At 60.8% G+C, this 20,192-nt stretch carries 23 protein-coding genes; 11 read left to right on the forward strand and 12 right to left on the reverse strand.

What is annotated here, in order from left to right:
* Nucleotides 1-89: 89 nt before the first annotated feature.
* From C5L12_RS02230 to C5L12_RS02240, 3 genes are read right to left on the reverse strand one after another with little or no spacing between them, the layout of a single operon-like run.
* Complete coding sequence (locus tag C5L12_RS02230) at nt 90-962, reverse strand: SDR family oxidoreductase (RefSeq protein WP_105370402.1); 873 nt, start codon at nt 960-962, stop codon at nt 90-92.
* Nucleotides 962-2,137, reverse strand: a complete 1,176-nt coding sequence (gene queG / locus C5L12_RS02235) for a tRNA epoxyqueuosine(34) reductase QueG (RefSeq protein WP_105370403.1) — start codon at nt 2,135-2,137, stop codon at nt 962-964. The genes C5L12_RS02230 and queG overlap by 1 nt, the downstream gene beginning before the upstream one ends.
* A complete protein-coding gene (locus tag C5L12_RS02240) occupies nt 2,118-2,810 on the reverse strand; it encodes a glutathione S-transferase family protein (RefSeq protein ID WP_105370404.1) in 693 nt (230 codons plus the stop codon). Before C5L12_RS02240 ends, queG begins: the two co-directional genes overlap by 20 nt.
* 156 nt (nt 2,811-2,966) lie before the next feature.
* Between C5L12_RS02240 and C5L12_RS02245 the strand changes: the two genes are divergently transcribed.
* A complete protein-coding gene (locus C5L12_RS02245) occupies nt 2,967-3,773 on the forward strand; it encodes an undecaprenyl-diphosphate phosphatase (protein ID WP_105370405.1) in 807 nt (268 codons plus the stop codon).
* 48 nt (nt 3,774-3,821) lie between these two features.
* Here C5L12_RS02245 and C5L12_RS28335 read toward each other — a convergent pair whose 3' ends face one another.
* The 5 genes from C5L12_RS28335 to C5L12_RS02265 all read right to left on the reverse strand — a co-directional run bounded on the left by C5L12_RS28335 (nt 3,822) and on the right by C5L12_RS02265 (nt 7,241).
* Nucleotides 3,822-3,974 carry a hypothetical protein gene (locus tag C5L12_RS28335; RefSeq protein WP_165924080.1) on the reverse strand — a complete coding sequence of 51 codons (153 nt, stop codon included), beginning with the start codon at nt 3,972-3,974 and terminating at the stop codon, nt 3,822-3,824.
* A 258-nt stretch (nt 3,975-4,232) separates the two neighbouring features.
* A complete protein-coding gene (locus C5L12_RS02250) occupies nt 4,233-5,213 on the reverse strand; it encodes a complex I NDUFA9 subunit family protein (RefSeq protein WP_105370406.1) in 981 nt (326 codons plus the stop codon).
* Between the two features lie 102 nt (nt 5,214-5,315).
* A complete protein-coding gene (locus C5L12_RS02255; RefSeq protein ID WP_105370407.1) occupies nt 5,316-5,603 on the reverse strand; it encodes a DUF1330 domain-containing protein in 288 nt (95 codons plus the stop codon).
* 178 nt (nt 5,604-5,781) lie between these two features.
* Nucleotides 5,782-6,423 carry a DsbA family oxidoreductase gene (locus C5L12_RS02260; RefSeq protein ID WP_105370408.1) on the reverse strand — a complete coding sequence of 214 codons (642 nt, stop codon included), beginning with the start codon at nt 6,421-6,423 and terminating at the stop codon, nt 5,782-5,784.
* A gap of 92 nt (nt 6,424-6,515) precedes the next feature.
* Nucleotides 6,516-7,241, reverse strand: a complete 726-nt coding sequence (locus tag C5L12_RS02265; protein WP_105370409.1) for an SDR family NAD(P)-dependent oxidoreductase — start codon at nt 7,239-7,241, stop codon at nt 6,516-6,518.
* 124 nt (nt 7,242-7,365) lie between these two features.
* Here C5L12_RS02265 and C5L12_RS02270 point away from each other — a divergent pair, with 124 nt between their 5' ends.
* Complete coding sequence (locus tag C5L12_RS02270; protein ID WP_105370410.1) at nt 7,366-7,743, forward strand: winged helix-turn-helix transcriptional regulator; 378 nt, start codon at nt 7,366-7,368, stop codon at nt 7,741-7,743.
* An 87-nt stretch (nt 7,744-7,830) separates the two neighbouring features.
* Here the strand turns inward: C5L12_RS02270 and pyrF are convergent, their stop codons facing one another.
* The 4 genes from pyrF to dnaN all read right to left on the reverse strand — a co-directional run bounded on the left by pyrF (nt 7,831) and on the right by dnaN (nt 10,943).
* Nucleotides 7,831-8,526 carry an orotidine-5'-phosphate decarboxylase gene (pyrF, locus tag C5L12_RS02275; protein WP_105370411.1) on the reverse strand — a complete coding sequence of 232 codons (696 nt, stop codon included), beginning with the start codon at nt 8,524-8,526 and terminating at the stop codon, nt 7,831-7,833.
* Entirely contained in the window at nt 8,513-9,115 is a 603-nt protein-coding gene (locus tag C5L12_RS02280; protein ID WP_105370412.1) for a histidine phosphatase family protein, read from the reverse strand. Before C5L12_RS02280 ends, pyrF begins: the two co-directional genes overlap by 14 nt.
* A complete protein-coding gene (gene pmtA / locus C5L12_RS02285) occupies nt 9,115-9,708 on the reverse strand; it encodes a phospholipid N-methyltransferase PmtA (RefSeq protein ID WP_105370413.1) in 594 nt (197 codons plus the stop codon). Before pmtA ends, C5L12_RS02280 begins: the two co-directional genes overlap by 1 nt.
* Before the next feature lie 116 nt (nt 9,709-9,824).
* Nucleotides 9,825-10,943, reverse strand: coding sequence for a DNA polymerase III subunit beta (gene dnaN / locus C5L12_RS02290; protein ID WP_105370702.1), 1,119 nt, complete (start codon nt 10,941-10,943; stop codon nt 9,825-9,827).
* A gap of 258 nt (nt 10,944-11,201) precedes the next feature.
* Here dnaN and rsmI point away from each other — a divergent pair, with 258 nt between their 5' ends.
* From rsmI to C5L12_RS02335, 9 genes are all read left to right on the forward strand, one after another.
* Nucleotides 11,202-12,119 (forward strand): 16S rRNA (cytidine(1402)-2'-O)-methyltransferase, encoded by a 918-nt coding sequence (gene rsmI / locus C5L12_RS02295; protein ID WP_105370414.1) that lies wholly within the window; start codon nt 11,202-11,204, stop codon nt 12,117-12,119.
* A complete protein-coding gene (locus tag C5L12_RS02300; RefSeq protein ID WP_105370703.1) occupies nt 12,109-12,474 on the forward strand; it encodes a YraN family protein in 366 nt (121 codons plus the stop codon). The genes rsmI and C5L12_RS02300 overlap by 11 nt, the downstream gene beginning before the upstream one ends.
* A gap of 111 nt (nt 12,475-12,585) precedes the next feature.
* Entirely contained in the window at nt 12,586-13,908 is a 1,323-nt protein-coding gene (gene ugpB, locus C5L12_RS02305; protein ID WP_105370415.1) for a sn-glycerol-3-phosphate ABC transporter substrate-binding protein UgpB, read from the forward strand.
* Nucleotides 13,909-13,986: 78 nt separating this feature from the next.
* Entirely contained in the window at nt 13,987-14,871 is an 885-nt protein-coding gene (gene ugpA, locus C5L12_RS02310) for a sn-glycerol-3-phosphate ABC transporter permease UgpA (protein ID WP_105370416.1), read from the forward strand.
* Between the two features lie 9 nt (nt 14,872-14,880).
* Entirely contained in the window at nt 14,881-15,729 is an 849-nt protein-coding gene (gene ugpE / locus C5L12_RS02315; protein WP_105370417.1) for a sn-glycerol-3-phosphate ABC transporter permease UgpE, read from the forward strand.
* Nucleotide 15,730: 1 nt separating this feature from the next.
* Nucleotides 15,731-16,831 (forward strand): sn-glycerol-3-phosphate import ATP-binding protein UgpC, encoded by a 1,101-nt coding sequence (locus C5L12_RS02320; RefSeq protein ID WP_105370418.1) that lies wholly within the window; start codon nt 15,731-15,733, stop codon nt 16,829-16,831.
* 108 nt (nt 16,832-16,939) lie between these two features.
* Nucleotides 16,940-17,443, forward strand: a complete 504-nt coding sequence (locus C5L12_RS02325) for a cupin domain-containing protein (RefSeq protein WP_105370419.1) — start codon at nt 16,940-16,942, stop codon at nt 17,441-17,443.
* A gap of 75 nt (nt 17,444-17,518) precedes the next feature.
* Nucleotides 17,519-18,469, forward strand: coding sequence for a glutathione synthase (gshB, locus tag C5L12_RS02330; protein WP_105370420.1), 951 nt, complete (start codon nt 17,519-17,521; stop codon nt 18,467-18,469).
* Nucleotides 18,470-18,653: 184 nt separating this feature from the next.
* The gene (locus tag C5L12_RS02335; RefSeq protein ID WP_105370421.1) at nt 18,654-20,189 is read left to right on the forward strand and encodes a YifB family Mg chelatase-like AAA ATPase; all 1,536 of its coding nucleotides are present in this window, start codon (nt 18,654-18,656) and stop codon (nt 20,187-20,189) included.
* Nucleotides 20,190-20,192: the final 3 nt, after the last annotated feature.

Here is a 20,192-nt window from a genome sequence, read left to right on the forward strand (position 1 = left end):
ATAATGTGGCGAGTTGCCGTAGGCCTTAAGAAATAATAACCGCTAGGATGGCTAAAGATGGAATTTTCACCCGTTTCAAAATGGGAAAATTATCCTCTCCACCGGCCCGTCGACCACATGTCGGCAAGTGACATGCGGTAGTTCGGGAAGCGGAACTGGAACCCCGACGCGCGGATTTTGGCATTGGAAACGCGCTTGTTGGCTCCGTAAAAGGACCGGGCCATGGGAGTCATGTCGGCCGTTTCGAAGTCCTGTTCCGGAGGGGGCTCGACACCCATCAGCCGGGCGGCTTCGATGATGACGTCCTGCGGCGGACCGGGCTCGTCATCCGTGACGTTATAGATTCCTTCCATCTCGCGCTTCGCGAGGAACAAGGCGGCGCCGCCGATGTCTTCGACACGGATCCGGTTGAAGACTTGGTCTTTCTTTATGATGCGCCGCGCCGTGCCGCGCGCAAGATTGACGAAGGCGTTGCGGCCCGGTCCGTAAATTCCTGCAAGCCGCAGGATTGCCACCGGTATGCCGCCGCCTTTGCCCTCGGAGATCCAGGCTTCCTCGGTATCGACCCGCTCGATCGAGCGGCCGAGGATCGGGCTGCCGGGCGTCTCCTCGGTCACCCAGCCTCCTCCGTGGTCGCCGTAGACGCCGACGGTGGAGAGGTAGCCGATCCATTGAAGCTTCGGGCAAAGTTCGCGGAGCTGTCTCGCGAGGAGTTTCAGCAACGGGTCACCTTCCTTGCCAGGCGGAATGGACTGAACGAGATGCGTAACCTCCCTCAGTTCGATCAGGAGTTCGTTGCTGAAGGCACTGCCGTCGAAGACGAATGCATGGATGTCTTTGGTTGCGAGATCCTGCGCCTTTTCGGTGCTCCTCGCGGTGCCGGAAACCCGCGCGCCTTCCGTCTTGAAGGTCTCGGCAATTGCCTGGCCGGAATAACCGCATCCGAAAATCATTACACGCATCAGGCCACTCCCGCCAATTTCCATTCGTCCACCACCTCGGGCTCGTCCTCAAGAAGGTGTTTCTGCGCAAATCGCAGGAATTCGTCGGCAGGCATCAGGCGTTTCAGAGCCCATATGACCATGCCCCGCACCGCCGGCGAAGGGTCGTCCGCAAGCTCGCGGCAACGCTCAACCAGCGAGGCATCGCCGGAATTGCCGGCGGCGATCAGCACGTTGCGAATGAAGCGGTCCCGGCCGATCCGCTTTACCGGAGAGCCGCTGAAGAAGGTGCGGAAGGTCGGATCGTCCAAGGTCAACAGAAATGAGATTGACGGTTCCTTCAGGTCCTCCCGGGCCTTCAGCTTCATTTCCGATGCGCTTGCCGCGAACTTGTTCCAGGGACACGCGGCCAGGCAATCATCGCAACCATAGATGCGGTTGCCGATAAGCGATCGGAATTCCGCATCGATCGGCCCCTTGTGCTCGATGGTAAGATAAGAAATGCAGCGACGTGCATCGAGCCGATAAGGTGCCGGGAAGGCGGCGGTCGGGCAGGCGTCAAGACAGGCGCGGCAGGAGCCGCAATGGTCGGCCTCCGGCGCATCCGGCAGAAGGTCGGCCGTCGTGAACAGGCTGCCGAGGAAGAGCCAGGAGCCGTGGGTGCGGCTGACGAGATTGGTATGCTTGCCCTGCCATCCAAGTCCGGCCGCTTCCGCCAGCGGCTTTTCCATGACAGGAGCCGTATCGACGAAGACTTTGACGTCCTCGCCGGCGCGGGCGGCGAAGCGCGTGGCGATTTCCTTCAGCCGGCCCTTGATGATGTCGTGATAGTCGCGGTTGCGGGCATAGACGGAGATCGCCGCTTTATCGGGCTTCTCAAGAATGCCGCGTGGATCTTCCTCCGGCCCGTAGTTGAGGCCGAACATGACGATCGACCGTACCTCCGACCAGAGTACTTTCGGGTCGGCGCGCCGTTCGCGGGTCTCAGCCATCCATTCCATCGTGGCATGGTGACCATCAGCCAGAAAGGCGCCGAGCCGTTCGGGAGCTCTGGGAATGCTGTCGGAGCCGGTGATGCGGCAGAGGTCGAAGCCCTGCGCGGCCGCCTCCTCGCGGACGAAGGCGGTCAGCTTCTCCCGCCGCCTCCGTGCCTTGTCCTCCTCTCGCGCCGTGGCTTCAGAAATCAAGGTCCGCATAGTGAGATACCGGAGTGATGCCGCGGATGCGTTCGGCAAGCAGCGGCCGGAAGGAGGGGCGGGACTTCAGACGCTGATACCAATCCTTGGCCACCGGCGTTTCGGCCCATTCGATTTCGCCGAGGTAGTCGAGCACCGAGATGGAGGCCGCGGCGGCAAGGTCTGCGTAACTCAATCGATCCCCTGCGAGCCAGGGCCGCGAGCCTGCGAGCCACGAGAGATATTTCATGTGCTGCCTGATATTGGCGCGCGAGGTGCGCAGCACTTTGGAATCCGGTGCACCGCCGCCCTGGGCGGCCGTCATCTGCAGCTTGTAGATTCGCTCGCGGGTCAGAGGACGCGTCACGTCCTGTTCCATCTTCTGGAGGAACCATTCCGTCAACCGGCGGATCTCGGCGCGCTGCCATGGGTCTTCGGCGAGCAGCCGGCGGTCGCGCTTCAAGACGCCATGCGTCTCATCCAGAAATTCCAAGAGCACGGAAGGGCCACAAAGTACTCTCATGCTGTCGTCCACATAGACGGGAAGGGTGCCCGCCGGATTGAGCGTCAGGAATTCGCGACGCTTTTCCCAGGGCTGCTCTTCGACCAGATCCGCCTGAAACCCGTATTCGGCCAGAATCAGCCGGACGAAGCGGGAGGCCGAAGACATGGAGTGATGGTAGAGAGTGGGCATGGATATTTGAACTTCACGAACATTGTCTAGGAAGGGTAAGGCTGCTTTACGCGCCCGCCTGACATATGACAGCTATATGGATTTGGTAGGGCCAAGACAAGCAATGGCTCATAGAGTGCTTAAAACTGCCCTTATCTACTCAATAAAGGATTAAGAATGGCGGATCAGTCCATTATCAGCGCCCTCGTTCTTGGCTTGATCGAGGGGCTCACGGAGTTTCTTCCCGTATCGTCCACCGCCCACGTTCTGCTAGCCGGCCATTTTCTCGGTTTTCAATCTCCAGGCAACACATTCGCCGTATTGATCCAGCTGGGTGCGATCCTGGCGATCCTGCTCGTTTATTTCCGCAAGCTGCTGCAGATCGCCACCGACCTGCCCAGCAGCGCAAAGGCCCGAGGTTTTGTCGCAACCGTCCTCATCGCCTTCCTGCCTGCGGCCGTCATCGGCGCTCTGGCGCATGATTTCATCAAGACGGTTCTCTTCGAAACACCGATGCTGATCTGCGTGGTGCTGATTCTCGGGGGGCTTGTGCTGCTGGCGGTCGACAAGATCAAGTTCCGGCCGGTCTATCACGACGTGATGGACTATCCGCCGTCGCTCGCGTTCAAGATCGGGCTTTTCCAATGCCTTGCGATGGTTCCAGGCACGTCTCGTTCAGGCGCGACCATCGTAGGCGCGCTGCTTCTCGGCGCCGACAAGCGTTCGGCAGCGGAGTTTTCCTTCTTCCTCGCCATGCCGACCATGCTCGGCGCGTTCACGTTGGATCTCTATAAGAACCGCGCAGCGTTGAGCTTCGATGACGGCGCGGTAATTGCCGTGGGGTTTATCGCCGCTTTCGCCACCGCCCTCATCGTCGTGCGCTCCCTCTTGGATTTTGTATCGAGCCGAGGTTATGCGCCCTTCGCCTGGTGGCGGATCATCGTCGGCGTCGCAGGCCTGATCGCGCTTCTCCTGGTAGCATGAACGAAAAAAGGCGGCCCAGAGGCCGCCTTGCATCCGGATCAGGTTACCTTAGTGCTGGATGGACGCCGTGCTGCACGGGTCGACGCCATAGGCCGGCGCGCATCCGCTCTTGGTGGCTGCGTCTGTCTTCGGGGCCATGAAGGAGCCCGCCAGGATGATCAGTGCAGCGCATGCAAAAAAGAGCGCGATGGGCTTGCCCATGAAGGAATGCCTTTCCAAGGATGGTTTGATCGTCACGATTGAATGTCTTGTTGGGAGGCGAGCTTTATTGCTCGCATTCAAGGAATTCAATAAAGGATTTTGCTGAATCCGGCGTTAACGCCACTGCATTGGTCTGTGCGGCCTTTGTGCCACATCTCATGCTCGAAAGATAAGCCAAAACAAAAGACTGCTCGCTTTTTAGGCGAGCAGTCGGTCTTTCCGCAAGGGTAAGTAAAGTCTCGGCAAGGCAAAGAAAAATCAGGCGGCCCGGCCAGACCCGGTATATTGGCCCTGCGGGCGATATTGCACGAGGTAGGATGGCAGGATGGATGTGGCGAGCGTCGGACGGATGCCCATCCCCTGAAGCGTACGGCCTTCCTTGGCGGCGGCCTCGGAAACGACGTTATCGACCTTGAGCAGCTTCACCTGATCGCTGGTAATCGGCGGCTTCACGAAGGGAATGAGCGACGCGATGCTGCCGATCAGCGACGCAATGCCGAAAGGCAGCGAGACCAAGGCATTGGAGCGGTTGGTAATACGCAGCATCGTCTCGAGACATTCGCGGAAGGTCATGACCTCAGGGCCGCCCAGCTCATAGATCTTACCGGGGGCTATCGTGCCGTCCACCGAACGGGCAACGGCCTCGGCGACATCTTCGACATAGACCGGCTGGAATTTTGTCCTGCCGCCGCCCACAAGCGGAAGCGCCGGGAAGACCTTCGCCATCGCGGCGAACTTGTTGAAGAAGCTGTCTTCATGGCCGAACATGATCGACGGGCGCAGGATGACGGCATCCGGAAGGAGCGACAGGATCGTCGCCTCAGCGCGCGCCTTCGTGCGGGCGTAGGAGGAAGGGGAGTTCGAATCGGCGCCGATCGCGGAGATATGCGTGAGCTTGGCGCCGGCCGCCTGGGCGGCTTCCGCGATCGAGCGGGCTCCGAAATCCTGGACGGCATCGAAGGTGTTGCGCCCTGACTCGAACATGATCCCGACGCAGTTCACCACATGAGAAGCGCCTTCGACGGCCCGGAAGATCGACTGACGGTAACGCAGGTTCGCCTGTACGAGCGCGATCTGGCCGACGTAACCGGCCGGCAGAAGGAAACCTGCAAGATCGGGACGGCGCACTGCGACCCGCACTCGATAGCCCCGCCTGACGAGCGTTCTGACCACGTGCCGCCCGACGAACCCGGATCCTCCGAAGACGGTGACGAGGGGCGGAAGGTTACTGACGGTCATGACATGCTCCGGGAGCCGATTGGAAGGGTTGAATGGTCTTTAGCCGAATCGTGGCAGAGGTGGAAGTACCCACACTGCCGCATCGCTTTTGGTTTCGAGGCGTCAGATGCCTTCGACCACCACCAGTTCCCCATCCGCCGCTTCCTGGCGGATTTTCGCGGCAATCTGGTATTCCGGCGAGTTATAGCAGTCTATCGCGGCCTGCGCCGAAGGGAATTCGAGCACCACATTGCGCGCCCGCGCCTTGCCTTCCAGTTCGGTGAACGGACCGCCGCGGGCAAGTGGCTTCGCGCCGTACTTCTCGAAGGGGGCCTTCGTCGCGGCAACGTAATCCTTGTAACGTTCCGGATCGCGGATATCGATGCGGGCGATCCAGTATCCCTTGGCCATGAGAATTCCTCCAATACGGTGCGAAAAAGCTGGCTTCGATCAAATTGCGCGGCAAGTCAATATGATCAAAGCCGGCAAGGCATATAGCCGCCGCGCAAAGGTCTTTAGGCCGTGTGGACGAATTTGATCAAGCATGGGCCAGTGGCGAACGATGGGGCGAAAGTTGCGGACCGCTTTGTTAGGCAGACCGAGCGACACCCGCAGCTTTACGGATGGCCGATGCAATCTCGTCTTCGCTGCGTCCTCCGTTGATGGCGATGTGTCCGCCGAAGACGAAGTGAGGAACTGACCTGACCCCTGCCGCCATCGACCGGGCCGCCTCCTGCTCGACACGTCTGTGTTGCTCAGGATCGAGCGCGATCGCCCGGGCTTCTTCGCGGTCGAAGCCATAGGCCACGGCGATATCCGCGAGGACATCGGCGTCTGAGACGTTCTTTGCTTCCAGAAAATGCGCATGGGTGATCGCGACCGCAAGCTGATGCTGCGTACCTCGATCTCGCGCCGCAAGGATCAGCCCGTGCGCTGCCTGCGTCCTGTAAGTCCAAGGCTGACGGCTGAGATCGAGGTCGAGGCCGGAAGCCCGCGCTTCCGCCTCAGGTCGCGCAAACGACGCCTTCGGATCGATCACGCCATAGCGCGAGCGGAGAAGATCGGGAATGTAGAGACCCTCCGCCGGCGCATCGGGAAGCAGAAGGACCGGGTATTGGCGGATATCCACGTCCAGCTCAGGGAAACGTTCCGCCAAGACCTTATCGAGACGGTGATGGCCGATGATGCACCAAGGGCAGGTGATCTCGGTGTGCAGATCGATTTGTAGCATCTGTTATCCTTCGGTCCGTCGAGCGTGCAACTCCGGCGCTATCGGGAGCACACGCTCTCCTAGACTAAATGAGTTCTTCCTGCCCGGCCTGTTCAGGACTGCGGCGGTGCGGGCAGGATCACCTCGACCCGGTCGCGCTTGACGACGAGCGTCCGGATCTCTTCCGCGATGACGTCCGGATCGATCGTCGGAAGCCTCGGATCGAGGGTTGCGCCGCCGGCAGTCGCAATGCGCATGCCGGTCGAGCGCTCGATCATGGCGCCGATACTGACGGACCCCGCGAACACGCCCTTGTCGGCCACCTCGGCATTGAGCGTGAGGATGTAGTTGCGTGCCGCCGTCATCGCGGGGCCTACGCCGCTCACGCCGGGCACGGTAACTATGGCCGTGAGGCCCGTGACGAGGACGATCGCGCCATCGCCACGCGCCAGCATGCCAGGCAGCAGCGCATGCGACACTTCGACCGGCGCATAGGTGAAGATCGGCGTCATTGACCGCAGCTTGGCGCTGTCGAGATCGACCGCCGAAACGAAACCGGCGTCTGAGGGTACCGGCGAGTAGATGGCGACGTCGATCGACCCGAAGTGCTCCTCAATCGAGCGAATGAGTGCGGGAATGCCCGATAAATCGGTGAGATCCGCAGGGAATGCGACAGCTTCGATCCCTTCTTCGGCCAGTTCGGCCACTCGCGTTTCTAAAGGTTCGGCAGAACGCGCGATGAGCGCAACGCGGTACCCTTCTCGACCGAACCGCGTGGCAAGAGAGGCGCCGAGCCCCATGCCGGCGCCGAATATCGCGATCGTCTTCTTTGTGGTCATGACAGGTCCTTTTGTGTTGGGAGCCGCCGCCTGGCGGCCTTTGCTTTGACGTGCACCGGGTGGTACACTTTTGTTACCAACACTATTAAGGTGACTATCCTCGTCCCCGCAAGAAGGCACTCCTATGACACTAAGTGACATTGATTTTCCCACCCCAGGTGAAGGTGACGACTGCCGGGTGGTTCGGGAAATTCTTGATCTGGTCGGCGACAAATGGACCTTGTACATCATCGCAACGCTCAGAAATGGACCAGTTCGGTTCAATGAACTGCGGCGTCAGATCGACGGCATCTCACAACGTATGCTGACGATTAATTTGCGCCGACTGGAACGCGACGGGTTGGTGAAGCGGACATTGTTTCCCACTATTCCGCCGCGCGTGGACTATGAGTTGACGGAGGTAGGACGGACGCTTCTTGCGCCAGTAATGGCCCTCGTGACGTGGGCGAACAGCAATCAGGAGAATATCCAGGACGCTCGCGTCCGGTTTGATGCAAGCTAAGGTGCATGGCGACAGCGGCGGCTATGTGGATCATGCCGAGAAAGCTGTTGGCCGATTGGCCGACACGGCTGAATTTGTCAATGCGGCCTAAGAAAGGACGGTTTGCATCTCGGCCAGGATGGCCTCCGCCGCCGCCTGCGGGTCTAAGGCCTTGACGATCGGGCGGCCGACCACGAGGTGACTCGATCCGGCCTGCAGCGCGTCTGCGGGCGTCATCACCCGCTTCTGATCCCCGGCGTCCGAGCCGGCCGGCCGGATGCCCGGTGTGACGACCGCCATATCCGGGCCGACGATCTTGCGAACCGCAGCCGACTCCTCCGCCGAGCAGACGATGCCGCCCATGCCTGCTGAAAGCGCCTGTTCGGCGCGGCGCAGCACCAAGGTATGCGGGTCGTATTCGTAACCGGCGTCAATGAGATCGGTTTCGTCCATCGACGTCAGGACGGTCACCGCAAGCAGGCACAGGCCGGAGCCCTCTGCTGCCTCGACCGCGGCACGCATCGCCTTCGGATAGGCATGCAAGGTCAGCATGGTCATGCCCATCTTGGCGATATTCTCGACGCCCTTCGCCACCGTATTGTCGATATCGAGCAGCTTCATGTCGAGAAAGACGTTCTTGCCGTCTCTGGCCAGGTCGCGGGCAAATTCGAGCCCGCCGGCAAAAGCGAGCTGGTAGCCAATCTTGTAGAACGAAATCCTGTCGCCGAGCGTCGCGACCATCTTTTCCGCTTCGCCGACGGTCGGGATGTCGAGGCCTACGATCAGACGGTTACGTGCGTTCATCGGCTTGAACTCCCTGCCATGTCTCGATTGCCGTCCAGTCGCATGAGACGGTTCGATCCGCAAGGGTGAAGTGAAAGAGATTTCCGCCGCCGCCCGGCTGATCCCGGTCCCGCGAAATCGGCAGGCCGAGAAGGTGGCATTTCAGAAGGGTGCCGACACCGCCATGGCCCACGAAGGCGATCGGCACGTCGGGATCATGACTGTCGAGGATCCGAACAACGGAGGAGACGATCCGGGCTTGCGCGTCGACAGCCCGCTCCCAGCCCTTGAAGCTCTCCTGCGGATGGGCAAAGAACCAGTCCGCCGCTTTTTCGAATTCGGGTGGCAGCAGGAAGCCGGTGGCGGACCGGTCGTTCTCGTGCATCCGAGGGGCGACTTCGACCTCGATGCTGGCCGCCGAGGCAAGTATCTTTGCCGTCTCGATTGCCTTCACCTCTTCGCTGGAAACGATCCGGCCGAGCTTTTTCGCCCAGCCCGAACGGCTCGCCTGTTCGGCGCGCACCCGTCCTATATCCGAAAGTCCCCACTTCGGCACCGGTACGCCGGGGTCGATCCGAACCTGAGGATGCGTGATGTAGAGGCCGAACATCAGGGGCGCGTATAGGTCCACAGCTGCGCCGGCGGAATATTGCGCATGACGAAATCGTAGTGCTTGATCTTGTAGCGGTCCGGATTGGCGATGATCGGCGAAATGGGGCCATAGGTGATCTGCATCATCGGCCGGCCCGCCGGCATGCGGTCGAGCAGATCTTCCAGCAGGGCGATGCGACGCTCCATCGGGAAGCTCAGCAGCGGAATGGCGGAGATCACGCTGTCGAAGGTCGTGTCTTTCAAGTTGCCCAAGGTGCGGTCGAGGTCGAAGGCGTCGCCGTTGATGAAATTCACGCCGGGGAAGGCCTTAAGGAGATGCTGATAGAAGTCCGTCGAATATTCGACGGAGACGAGTTCCTCAGGCCGAACGCCGTGCTTCAGGATAGCCTTGGTGATGATGCCCGTGCCGGGGCCTAGTTCCAGGACAGGCAGACCTGAAGCGGTGTTGATGACGCTTGCCATTCGCTTCGCAGTGACGGAGGAAGTCGGAAGAATGGCGCCGACCTGTTTCGGCCCGTCGATCCAGCCCTTGAAGAACCGGATCTCCTCATCGAACTTGCGACCGAGCCGCTCTTTCAGACGCAATTCCATCGTCTGTCCTCCCTCTTGAATGCCTTATGCCGATGTTCATGCCGCAAAGGCAAGAGCAAATGTCGCATCTGGCGTAGGTCATGAAAAAAGCGGCTGGTTGCCAGCCGCTTCGATGATTAGACGCGCATAGGCATCAAGACGTAGAGCGCATCGTCGCCGGCCGTGTCCCGTACCAGCGTCGGAGAGCCGGCATCCGCCAGCATGAAGATCGCGTCATCACCGGACAATTGCGCCGTGATGTCGAGCAGGTATTTGGCGTTGAAGCCTATCTCCATCGGATCGTTGTCGTAGCCGACTGCCACTTCTTCCGTAGCGCTGCCGGAATCGGGGTTGTTGACCGTCAGCATGAGCTGACCGTCCGTAAGCGACAGCTTGACGGCGCGGCCACGCTCCGAGGAAATGGTGGAGACGCGATCGACCGCCTTGGTGAAGCTTTCGCAATCGACCCGCATTTCCTTATCGTTGCCGGTCGGAATAACCCGCTGGTAGTCGGGGAAGGTGCCGTCGATCAGCTTTGAAGTCATCACCACCGTGCCGATCGTCAGGCGGATCTTCGCGTCGGAAACTTCGACGGTGACGATTGCCTCGGCGTCGTCCATGAGCTTCTGCAATTCGCCGACCGTCTTGCGGGGAATAATGATCCCCGGCATGCCTTCCGAACCGGCTGGCGCCTGGACATCGGCGCGGGCCAGGCGGTGTCCGTCGGTCGCGACGGCGCGAAGCTTCAGGTCGCCGCCGGCCTCGATCGTGTGGAAGAAGATGCCGTTCAGGTAATAGCGGGTCTCCTCGGTGGAGATCGCGAACTGCGTGCGGTCGATCAGCATCTTCAGATCGGTCGCCTTCAGCTTGAAGGTATGCGTGAAGCTGCCGGCGGTGAGATCGGGGAAATCCGATTCCGGCAGGCACTGCAGCGAGAACTTCGAGCGGCCGGACTGTACGGTCATGGAGCCGCCGTCCGGATTGGTCGCGAGCAGCACTTCCGAACCGTCGGGCAGCTTGCGGACGATTTCATAAAGCAGATGCGCCGGAACCGTCGTCGCTCCCGCATTCTCCACCATGGCCGGGAGGGATTCGGTGATCTCCAGGTCGAGGTCCGTCGCTTTCAGGTCGAGGCTGTTGCCCGAGGCACGCATCAGCACGTTGGAAAGGATCGGGATCGTGTTCCGCCGCTCGACCACGCGATGCACGTGGTTCAGCGATTTCAGAAGGTTGGACCGCTCAAGAGTAATACGCATGGACGCTATCGCTTTCGACCGTGACGGATCCGGCAGGGCCGGACCCTGATATTGTGCCGGCTCCAAGGCAGCCGGATGATGTGGACGCGCAAAATGGCAGACAACGGCGGCGAAAAGCAAGAGGTGAACAAGGAGTTGCCATGCCAAATCGCCAGATCGGCCTGCACTGCACACAGAAAACATCTCCTCCGTTTACTTGCCGAACCGGGCTGCGTTGCTCATAAAGAGGCATGAGCATCCTATCCCCTAAGGTATCCCGTGGCAGACGAACATAAAGCCGCCCAGCGCGGCTATCGCGTTGCCAACACATTCGTGCCTGCCAGACCGCAGGAGCCGGCGCTTTATCTGGTGGCGACGCCGATCGGCAATCTCGGGGACATCACCTTGCGCGCCCTGGAGACGCTTGCGGGCGTCGACGTGCTGGCCTGCGAAGATACGCGCGTCACCCGGGTCCTGCTGGACCGTTACGGTATCGTCAACCGCCCCTTTGCCTACCATGAACATAATGCGGATGAGGCCGGGCCGAAGCTGATTGCCGCGCTAGAGGAAGGAAAATCGGTGGCACTCGTCTCCGATGCCGGCACGCCGCTGGTCTCCGATCCGGGCTACCGGCTTGGGCAGATGGCAGTCGAGGCTGGTCATAGGGTCGTGCCGATCCCCGGCGCGTCTGCGCCGCTTGCGGCTCTTGTCGGCTCCGGCATGCCTTCGGACGCCTTTCTTTTTGCCGGTTTCCTGCCGGCTAAGGACAAGGGACGGCGAGATCGGCTGGCGGAGCTTTCCAAAGTGCCTGCCACGCTGACCTTCTTCGAATCGCCGCACCGGATCGGCGCCACTCTTGCGGCGGCGGCGGAGGTGCTTGGGAAAAACCGTCGCGCCTGTGTCTGCCGGGAGCTCACGAAGACCTTCGAGGAGTTCCGTCGCGGATCGCTGCAGGAACTTGCCGCTTATTATGATGAGGAGCGGACCGTGAAAGGCGAGATCGTGCTGCTTGTCGCGCCTCCGCAGGCGGAAGAGGCGCCGGGCGAGGTGGAGGTGGAAGCACTGCTGCGGGAACTCTCGGCCACAATGCCGACGGCCAAGGCGGCAGCAGAAGCCGCCCGCCTCACGGGGCTTGGCCGAAAAGATCTCTATCAGCGGCTCCTGGACCTGAAGGAAACGGGTGGCGGTGGAAAATGATCCCGACCTGAAGCGGCGCAAGGCCGAACGCCGAGGCCATGTCTCGGAATATCTGGCCGCGTTGTACCTGCTGGCAAAGGGCTACCGGGTTCTGGCGATCCGCTATCGCACCAAGCTCGGCGAGATAGATCTGATTGCCCGCAAGGGTGATCTCGTCATCTTCGTCGAAGTGAAGGCTCGGATCGGCGAACAGGAAGCGATCGATGCCGTTGGCTTCACCACACAGGCTCGCATCCGCGCGGCAAGCGATCTCTGGCTTTCGAAGCGGAAGGATGCGGCGAGGCTTTCGCAGCGTTACGACATAATTGCCGTAATGCCGAGCCGGCTTCCTCGGCATTTTCCGGACGCGTTTTAAGGAAACTTACAACGATCCTTGCTCTGTTAGAAAAATGACATAAAACTGTTAAGTCGGTGTCATGGGAGGACCCTATTGGGGGCCGGCACCAATCAAGGTGGAGGACGTAAAATGTTGAAAAAACTTTCGATGGCCGCATTCGCGGTCGCTCTGTCGGCAACCTCTTCGCTTGCTGCGACGGAAGTCACCTGGTGGCATGCCATGGGTGGCGAACTCGGCAAGAAGCTGGAAGAAATCGCTCAGAAATTCAACGAGAGCCAGACCGACTACAAGGTCGTGCCTGTCTACAAAGGAAGCTATCCGGAAACGCTGACGGCAGCGATCGCCGCTTTCCGCGCAAAACAGCAGCCGGCTATCGTTCAGGTCTTCGAAGTCGGCACAGGCACGATGATGGCTGCCAAGGGCGCCGTCTATCCGGTTTACAAACTGATGGCCGACGAGGGCGAAACCTTCGACCCCAAGACCTTCCTGGCGCCGGTTACCGGTTATTATTCCGATACTGAGGGCAACATCCTGTCGCTGCCCTTCAACTCCTCCACGCCGATAATGTATTATAACAAGGACGTCTTCAAAAAGGCTGGCCTTGACCCGGAAGTCGCTCCGAAGACCTGGAAGGAGGTCGAGGAATTCTCGAAGAAGATCGTCTCTTCGGGCGCGGCCAAGTGTGGCTTCACCTCGGCCTGGATCACCTGGGTTCAGACGGAGAACCTGTCGGCGATTCACGACAAGCCTTTCGGCACTCTGCAGAACGGTTTTGGCGGCGTGAAATCCGAATTCAACTTCAATGGCCCGCTTCAGGTCAAGCATTGGGCAAATCTGAAGAAGTGGCAGGACGAGGGCCTGTTCAAGTACGGCGGTCCGGTCGGTGGCGATCAGGCGGCGACGATGTTCTACGCGCAGGAATGCGCAATCACCATGAACTCGTCTGCAGGCCGCGCCGGCGTCATCAACAACGCCAAGACCTTTACCCCAGGCTTTGCTCCGCTGCCTTATTATGACGACGAGATCAAGGAGCCGAAGAATTCCATCATCGGTGGCGCGACCCTCTGGGTGTTGAACGGCAAGGACAAGGCAACCTATAAGGGCGTCGCCAAGTTCTTCAGCTACCTCTCGAAGGCTGAAGTTCAGGCTGATTGGCATCAGTTCACCGGTTACCTGCCGATCACCAATGCTGCCTATGATCTGGGCCAGACGCAGGGTTATTACGGAAAGAACCCCGGTTCTGACATCGCCATCAAGCAGATCACCCGCGGTACCCCTTCGGACAATTCCAAGGGCTTGCGGTTTGGCAATTTCACGCAGGTCCGCACCATTGTCGACGAGGAGTTCCAGGCGCTGCTCGCCAACAAGAAGGACGCCAAGCAGGCGCTCGACAGTGCCGTTCAGCGTGGTAACGCGCTGCTGCGTGAATTCGAAGCGGCCAACTCGAACTGATCACCCCGATTCACTGCAGGGAGGGCCGGCGCCTGCCGGGCCTCCCTTGCTCGTTTCCTATTTTGTGGTGAGGGATCGGTGGATACCAAGAGAACAACCTTCAACAACCGCCTGCTGCCTTATCTGCTGCTTGCGCCCCAGCTCGCTATCACGCTCATCTTCTTCATCTGGCCTGCTGCGCAGGCAGTGAAATCCTCCTTCGAGCGGGAGGATCCGTTCGGGTTCTCGACCGTCTTTGTCGGGCTGGCACATTATCAGCAGCTGCTCGCTGATCCGAACTATCTGGATTCTCTCTGGCGCACCGCGGTATTCGCCGTGTCGGTTACGTTGCTTTCGATGGTGCTGGGCCTCGCATTTGCGGCTGCGGTCGATCGCCTGACGCGGACCTCGAAGGTCTACACAACGCTTTTGGTCTGGCCTTATGCCGTCGCTCCCGTCGTCGCCGGCGTCCTCTGGTGGTTCCTGTTCAACACCTCGACCGGCCTCTTGCCTTTCTTTCTGGAGCGCTTCGGGATTCTCTGGGATCACGACCTCAACGGCACCCATGCCATGATCCTGATCATCATCGCCGCGGCCTGGAAGCAGATCTCCTACAATTTTCTTTTCTTCCTCGCCGGCCTGCAGTCAGTGCCGCAGGCGCTGATGGAGGCCGCGGCGATCGACGGTTCCGGGCCGGTCAAGCGCTTCTTCACGATTTCGCTGCCGCTCCTGTCGCCGACGACGTTTTTCCTGTTCATCATCAACGTGAACTACACGATGTTCGATACTTTCCCGATCGTGGACGCCACGACAGGCGGCGGACCTGCTCAGGCGACGACCACGCTCGTCTACAAGGTCTATCAGGATGGTTACGTCGGCTTGAACCTCGGCTCCTCTTCGGCGCAATCGGTGCTTTTGATGCTGATCGTGATGCTGCTGACCTTCGTCCAGTTCCGCTTCGTGGAACGCCGCGTCCAGTATTGAGGAACGATCATGGTTGAAAACCGCCCCTTCCTGACCTTCCTCACCCACGCTTTCCTGATCCTGGGATTCGTTATTGTCGCTCTGCCGGTCTATGTCGCGATCATGGCGTCGACCCATGATATTTCGACACTGATGAGCGGTCCTGTTCCGCTCTTGCCGGGCTCGCATTTCATCGAAAACTACTCGACCATCCTGACCAGCGCCTCTGCTGCCCACGGCTTGCCCAACTACTCGCATATGGCACTGAATTCGCTGGTCATGGCGCTGGCAATCACGGTTGGGAAGATTTGCATCTCTATCCTTTCCGCCTTCGCGATCGTCTACTTCCGCTTCCCTTTCAGGCTTCTGGCCTTCTGGATCATCTTCGTCACCCTGATGCTGCCGGTCGAGGTGCGTATCATGCCGACCTACAAGATCGTCGCCGATCTCGGCATGCTGAACTCCTGGGCCGGGCTGACCATTCCCCTGATCGCATCGGCCACGGCGACTTTCCTGTTCCGCCAGTTCTTCATGACGGTGCCGGACGAGCTTTTGGAAGCGGCCCGCGTGGACGGAGCCGGGCCGTTGAAGTTCTTCCGGGACATTCTGCTGCCGCTCTCGCGCACCAATATCGGCGCGTTATGCGTCATCCTCTTCATCTACGGCTGGGTGCAGTATCTCTGGCCGCTCCTGGTGACCACGGATCCCGGCTACTACACGCTGATGATGGGCATGAAGCGCATGGTCACCGTTCAGGACGGCGTCATCGAATGGCACCTCGTCATGGCAGGTTCGGTGCTTGCCATGCTTCCCCCCATCCTGGTCGTGGTCTTTATGCAGCGGTTGTTCATCCGCGGCCTTACTGAAACGGAGAAATGACATGGCCGGCATTCACATAGCCGAGGTTTCGAAGGTCTATGCCGGAGGCGTAAAAGCCGTGAATTCGGTGTCGATCGACATCGCCGACGGAGAATTTATCGTACTGGTCGGTCCGTCCGGTTGCGGCAAGTCGACACTTTTACGCATGGTCGCCGGGCTGGAGACGATATCGGGTGGTGAGGTGAAGATCGCCGACCGCGTCGTCAACAACGTGGAGCCGGCCGATCGCGATATCGCGATGGTCTTCCAGAACTATGCGCTCTATCCGCATATGACGGTCTACAACAACCTCGCCTACGGCCTGAAAAACCGCGGCACGCCCAAGGCGGAGATCGATGCCCGCGTGACGGAGGCGGCGCGGATGCTGGAGATCACCCAGTATCTCGACCGCAAGCCGCGCGCTCTTTCCGGCGGTCAGCGCCAGCGTGTGGCGATGGGCCGTGCGATCGTGCGCAAGCCGGCCGCCTTCCTGTTCGATGAACCGCTGTCGAACCTCGATGCGAAGCTGCGCGTTTCGATGCGCGGCGAGATCAAGCGCCTGCAGCGACGGCTCGGCACGACGTCGATCTACGTCACCCACGATCAGCTGGAGGCAATGACGCTCGCCGACCGCCTCGTCGTGCTGAACGGCGGCAGGATCGAACAGATCGGTGCTCCTCTGGAGGTCTATCACGCGCCGGCATCCACCTTCGTCGCGAGCTTCATCGGCTCGCCGGCCATGAATCTCGTCAAGGGGGAGCTGCACGGCGACAAGCTGGCGATCGGCCCGTCGGTGATCGGACTCAACGGTTTTGCGCCCGCATCCGGCACCGTCACCGTGGGCGTCCGCGCCGAGGATATCCGGATTGCACGTGCGGATGAGGAGGCTCTGCCCTTCCGTCTGGAATATGCGGAGGAACTGGGCGCTCAGCGCCTTATCCACGGCACGGTGGGCGATCAGCAGATCACGGCGGCCGTATCGCCTGAACTCGAACTTGCGCCCGAGATGCAGATCGCCATCGACGCGAGCCGCCTGCATTTTTTCGCCGTCGACACCGGCAAGCGGTTGCCCGGCAATGTGCCGGCGGAGGCGAAACTTGCTCCTGTCGAGCCGGTCGCCTGACCGCCGTCCTGAAATCGGGCCGACCGCTAAAATTGTAGTGTCGGCCTGAACAGCCAGGTTACGCTTTGCGGCTATTGTTTCCCGGTCTGGGAACTACAAGGGGGCAATATGAGCTGGCAAGTTCTTGCTGCGAGTGTGGCGGCCATGGCCGTTCGGCACAGATCCTACGAGCCGGAGCAGGCGCCTGTTAAAGCATTTGTCGGCGCCTGTCCGGATTCTCTTGAAATGGCTCCGCTGCCGATCGAGCCCTCCTGGATTATCTCCGGCAATCCGCAGGCCCGTGCCGCCTCTCATTCCAAAGCCGACGACCAATGCGCCGCGACGGGAGTATGGGACTGCACGGCCGGCAGCTTCCGCTGGTTCTTCGGCTGGGACGAGACGGTCGTGATCCTGGAAGGCGAAGTGCATGTAACCGCCGAAGACGGCACCGAGCGCACCCTGCGCAGCGGCGATGTGGCCTACTTCAAGGGCGGTACCTGGGCCACCTGGCAAATCGACAACTATGTCCGCAAAGTCGCCTTCCTGCGCAAACCGTTCCCGGCGCCGCTCGCGATGCTCTATCGTCTCCGCAACATGCTGCGCCCCAAGGCCCAGGTCGGCCTGGCGGCTTGATATCGGTTTGATTGCCGTTGCCTTCGAGCGCCCGCCGTCCTACATCAGGCGGGCATTTTGTGAGGGGCTGAAGTCATGGCAAAAATCCGCACCGTCGCGTTCCAGATGGACCATATCTCCAGCGTCAACATAGCCGGCGATTCGACATTCGCCATGGCGCTGGAAGCACAGGCGCGAGGCCTGGAGCTTTTCCACTATACGCCCGACCGGTTGACGCAGCGGGACGGCAGGATCTTTGCGACCGTCGAGCCGATGCAAGTCCGGGACGTGAAAGGCGACCACTTCACGCTTGGCGAAAAGCAACGTGTCGACCTTTCGACCATGGACGTCGTTCATCTGCGTCAGGACCCGCCCTTCGACATGGGCTATATCACGTCGACTCACCTGCTTGAGCGCATCCATCCGAAGACCCTGGTGGTGAACGATCCGGCCTGGGTGCGCAACTCGCCGGAAAAGATCTTCGTGACCGAATTTGCCGATCTGATGCCGGCGACCCTCATTTCGCGCGATCCGATGGAGATCGCCCGCTTCCGGGAGGAGATGGGCGATATCATCCTCAAACCGCTCTACGGCAATGGTGGTGCGGGCGTCTTCCATTCGGCGCGCGACGATCGCAACTTTACCTCTCTTCTCGAAATGTTCGGCCAGATGTATCGCGGCGAACCCTATATCGCCCAGGCCTATCTGCCCGCCGTGCGCAAGGGCGACAAGCGGATCCTGCTGGTGGACGGCGAACCCGTGGGGGCCATCAACCGGGTGCCGGCCGAACATGACAGCCGCTCCAACATGCATGTCGGCGGGCGTGCAGAGCCGACCGAGATAACGGCGCGCGAAAGGGAGATTTGCGCTCGGATCGGGCCGGCACTGCGCGAACGCGGCTTCCTTTTCGTCGGTATTGATGTGATCGGCGACTATATGACCGAGATCAACGTCACGTCCCCGACGGGAATCCGTGAAGTCAAGAAGTTCGGCGGCGCCGATGTCGCAAGTCTGCTGTGGAACGCCATCGAAGCAAAGCGGGGCTGAGTCTCCTTCTCGCGTTCGCTTTTGTTCCAGCGATGCAACCCGGTGCAACCGAGTTGCATCGCAAGCGCGAATTTGTTCCCTTAATGTTCTTGTATTTCCGCTGATCCTATGTCAGGTTGCAATCGCTGGCGCGGAAAGCGTGTATCGCTGACGCTCCGGACATGATGTTTGGGGGCAGGGTCACATGGTTTCGCGCGTCAGCACGGTTGCATTTCAGGGCATAGAGGGCGTTCCGGTCGACGTGCAGGTCATGGTCGGCCCGGGCAAGATGAACATGCATATCGTCGGCCTGCCGGATAAGGCTGTGGCCGAAAGTCGGGAGCGGGTGCAGGCGGCTCTGCACGCTTCAGGGCTTGCGATGCCGCCGAAGAAGGTGACGGTCAATCTTGCGCCGGCCGATCTGCCCAAGGAGGGCTCGCATTACGATCTGCCGATCGCGCTCGGGCTGATGGCGGCTCTCGGGGCTATCCCCGGCGATGCGCTGACCGACTATGTGGTTCTCGGAGAACTCAATCTCGATGGCACTCTGGCGCCCGTTGCCGGGGCTCTTCCGGCCGCTATCGGCGCCAATGCGATCGGCAAGGGCCTGATCTGCCCGGCGGATAGCGGCGCGGAGGCCGCATGGGCCGGCCCCGATATCGATATCCTGGCACCCCGCAGCCTGATTGCGCTCGCCAACCATTTCCGCGGCACGCAGGTGATCTCGCGGCCGCAGCCGGCAATCCGCGTGCTACCGGCCAACCTGCCGGATCTGGTGGACATCAAGGGGCAGGAAAGCGCCAAGCGCGCGCTGGAAGTGGCCGCCGCCGGAGGCCACAACCTCCTGATGGTCGGCCCGCCCGGATCGGGAAAGTCCATGCTTGCCGCCCGGCTGCCATCGATACTGCCGCCGCTTTCGGCGGTCGAGCTTCTGGAAGTATCGATGATCCATTCGATCGCCGGCCAGCTTTCCGGCGGCAAGCTTTCGGATCGCCGCCCGTATCGCACGCCGCATCACTCCGCCACCATGGCGGCTCTGGTCGGTGGCGGCTTGCGCGCCAGGCCGGGCGAGGCCTCGCTTGCCCATCATGGCGTACTCTTCCTGGACGAATTTCCGGAATTCTCGCCGCAGTCGCTCGATGCGCTACGCCAACCGCTCGAAACCGGCGAATGCATCATCGCCCGCGCCAATCACCGGGTCTCCTACCCGGCCAGCATTCAGCTTGTCGCGGCCATGAACCCCTGCCGTTGCGGAATGGCCGGCGAACCGGGACACACCTGCGCCAGAGGCCCGCGTTGCGCTGCCGACTACCAGGCCCGCATTTCCGGGCCGCTGATGGACCGCATCGATATCCGCATCGATGTCCCAGCGGTTTCTGCGGCCGATCTTATCCGTCCCATGCCGGCGGAAAAGAGCGCTGACGTCGCCAGGCGCGTCGCCGCGGCGCGTGAAAGGCAGCGGGAGCGTCTGGAGCATGCCGGCTATCCGGCCATCCTCACCAATGCCCGGTGTTCCACGTCGTTGATCGAAAAATTCGCTGAGCCGGATGCAAGCGGCCTGCAATTGCTGCGGGATGCGGCGGAGAAATTGAAATTCTCCGCCCGCGGTTATCACCGGGTGCTGAAGGTCGCCCGTACGCTCGCCGATCTCGACGACAAGGATACGGTCGGCCGCATCCACTTGGCCGAAGCCATCTCGTACCGCATGGCCGGCGAGCGGCTGGCAACCGCGGCGGCGTGACGT

This window comes from Neorhizobium huautlense (assembly GCF_002968575.1).
GTDB classification, from domain to species: Bacteria; Pseudomonadota; Alphaproteobacteria; order Rhizobiales; family Rhizobiaceae; genus Neorhizobium; species Neorhizobium huautlense.

Coding starts and splice junctions, on each gene's coding strand:
- pyrF (WP_105370411.1), bottom strand. CDS start 8,526: ATGAACGCACGTAACCGTCTGATCGTAGGCCTCGACATCCCGACCGTC.
- C5L12_RS02270 (WP_105370410.1), top strand. CDS start 7,366: ATGACACTAAGTGACATTGATTTTCCCACCCCAGGTGAAGGTGACGAC.
- C5L12_RS02230 (WP_105370402.1), bottom strand. CDS start 962: ATGCGTGTAATGATTTTCGGATGCGGTTATTCCGGCCAGGCAATTGCC.
- gshB (WP_105370420.1), top strand. CDS start 17,519: ATGGCAAAAATCCGCACCGTCGCGTTCCAGATGGACCATATCTCCAGC.
- C5L12_RS02245 (WP_105370405.1), top strand. CDS start 2,967: ATGGCGGATCAGTCCATTATCAGCGCCCTCGTTCTTGGCTTGATCGAG.
- C5L12_RS02280 (WP_105370412.1), bottom strand. CDS start 9,115: ATGTTCGGCCTCTACATCACGCATCCTCAGGTTCGGATCGACCCCGGC.
- C5L12_RS02325 (WP_105370419.1), top strand. CDS start 16,940: ATGAGCTGGCAAGTTCTTGCTGCGAGTGTGGCGGCCATGGCCGTTCGG.
- dnaN (WP_105370702.1), bottom strand. CDS start 10,943: ATGCGTATTACTCTTGAGCGGTCCAACCTTCTGAAATCGCTGAACCAC.
- pmtA (WP_105370413.1), bottom strand. CDS start 9,708: ATGGAATTGCGTCTGAAAGAGCGGCTCGGTCGCAAGTTCGATGAGGAG.
- C5L12_RS02255 (WP_105370407.1), bottom strand. CDS start 5,603: ATGGCCAAGGGATACTGGATCGCCCGCATCGATATCCGCGATCCGGAA.
- C5L12_RS28335 (WP_165924080.1), bottom strand. CDS start 3,974: ATGGGCAAGCCCATCGCGCTCTTTTTTGCATGCGCTGCACTGATCATC.
- C5L12_RS02240 (WP_105370404.1), bottom strand. CDS start 2,810: ATGCCCACTCTCTACCATCACTCCATGTCTTCGGCCTCCCGCTTCGTC.
- ugpB (WP_105370415.1), top strand. CDS start 12,586: ATGTTGAAAAAACTTTCGATGGCCGCATTCGCGGTCGCTCTGTCGGCA.
- C5L12_RS02250 (WP_105370406.1), bottom strand. CDS start 5,213: ATGACCGTCAGTAACCTTCCGCCCCTCGTCACCGTCTTCGGAGGATCC.
- C5L12_RS02260 (WP_105370408.1), bottom strand. CDS start 6,423: ATGCTACAAATCGATCTGCACACCGAGATCACCTGCCCTTGGTGCATC.
- C5L12_RS02265 (WP_105370409.1), bottom strand. CDS start 7,241: ATGACCACAAAGAAGACGATCGCGATATTCGGCGCCGGCATGGGGCTC.
- C5L12_RS02335 (WP_105370421.1), top strand. CDS start 18,654: ATGGTTTCGCGCGTCAGCACGGTTGCATTTCAGGGCATAGAGGGCGTT.
- ugpE (WP_105370417.1), top strand. CDS start 14,881: ATGGTTGAAAACCGCCCCTTCCTGACCTTCCTCACCCACGCTTTCCTG.
- C5L12_RS02320 (WP_105370418.1), top strand. CDS start 15,731: ATGGCCGGCATTCACATAGCCGAGGTTTCGAAGGTCTATGCCGGAGGC.
- queG (WP_105370403.1), bottom strand. CDS start 2,137: ATGCGGACCTTGATTTCTGAAGCCACGGCGCGAGAGGAGGACAAGGCA.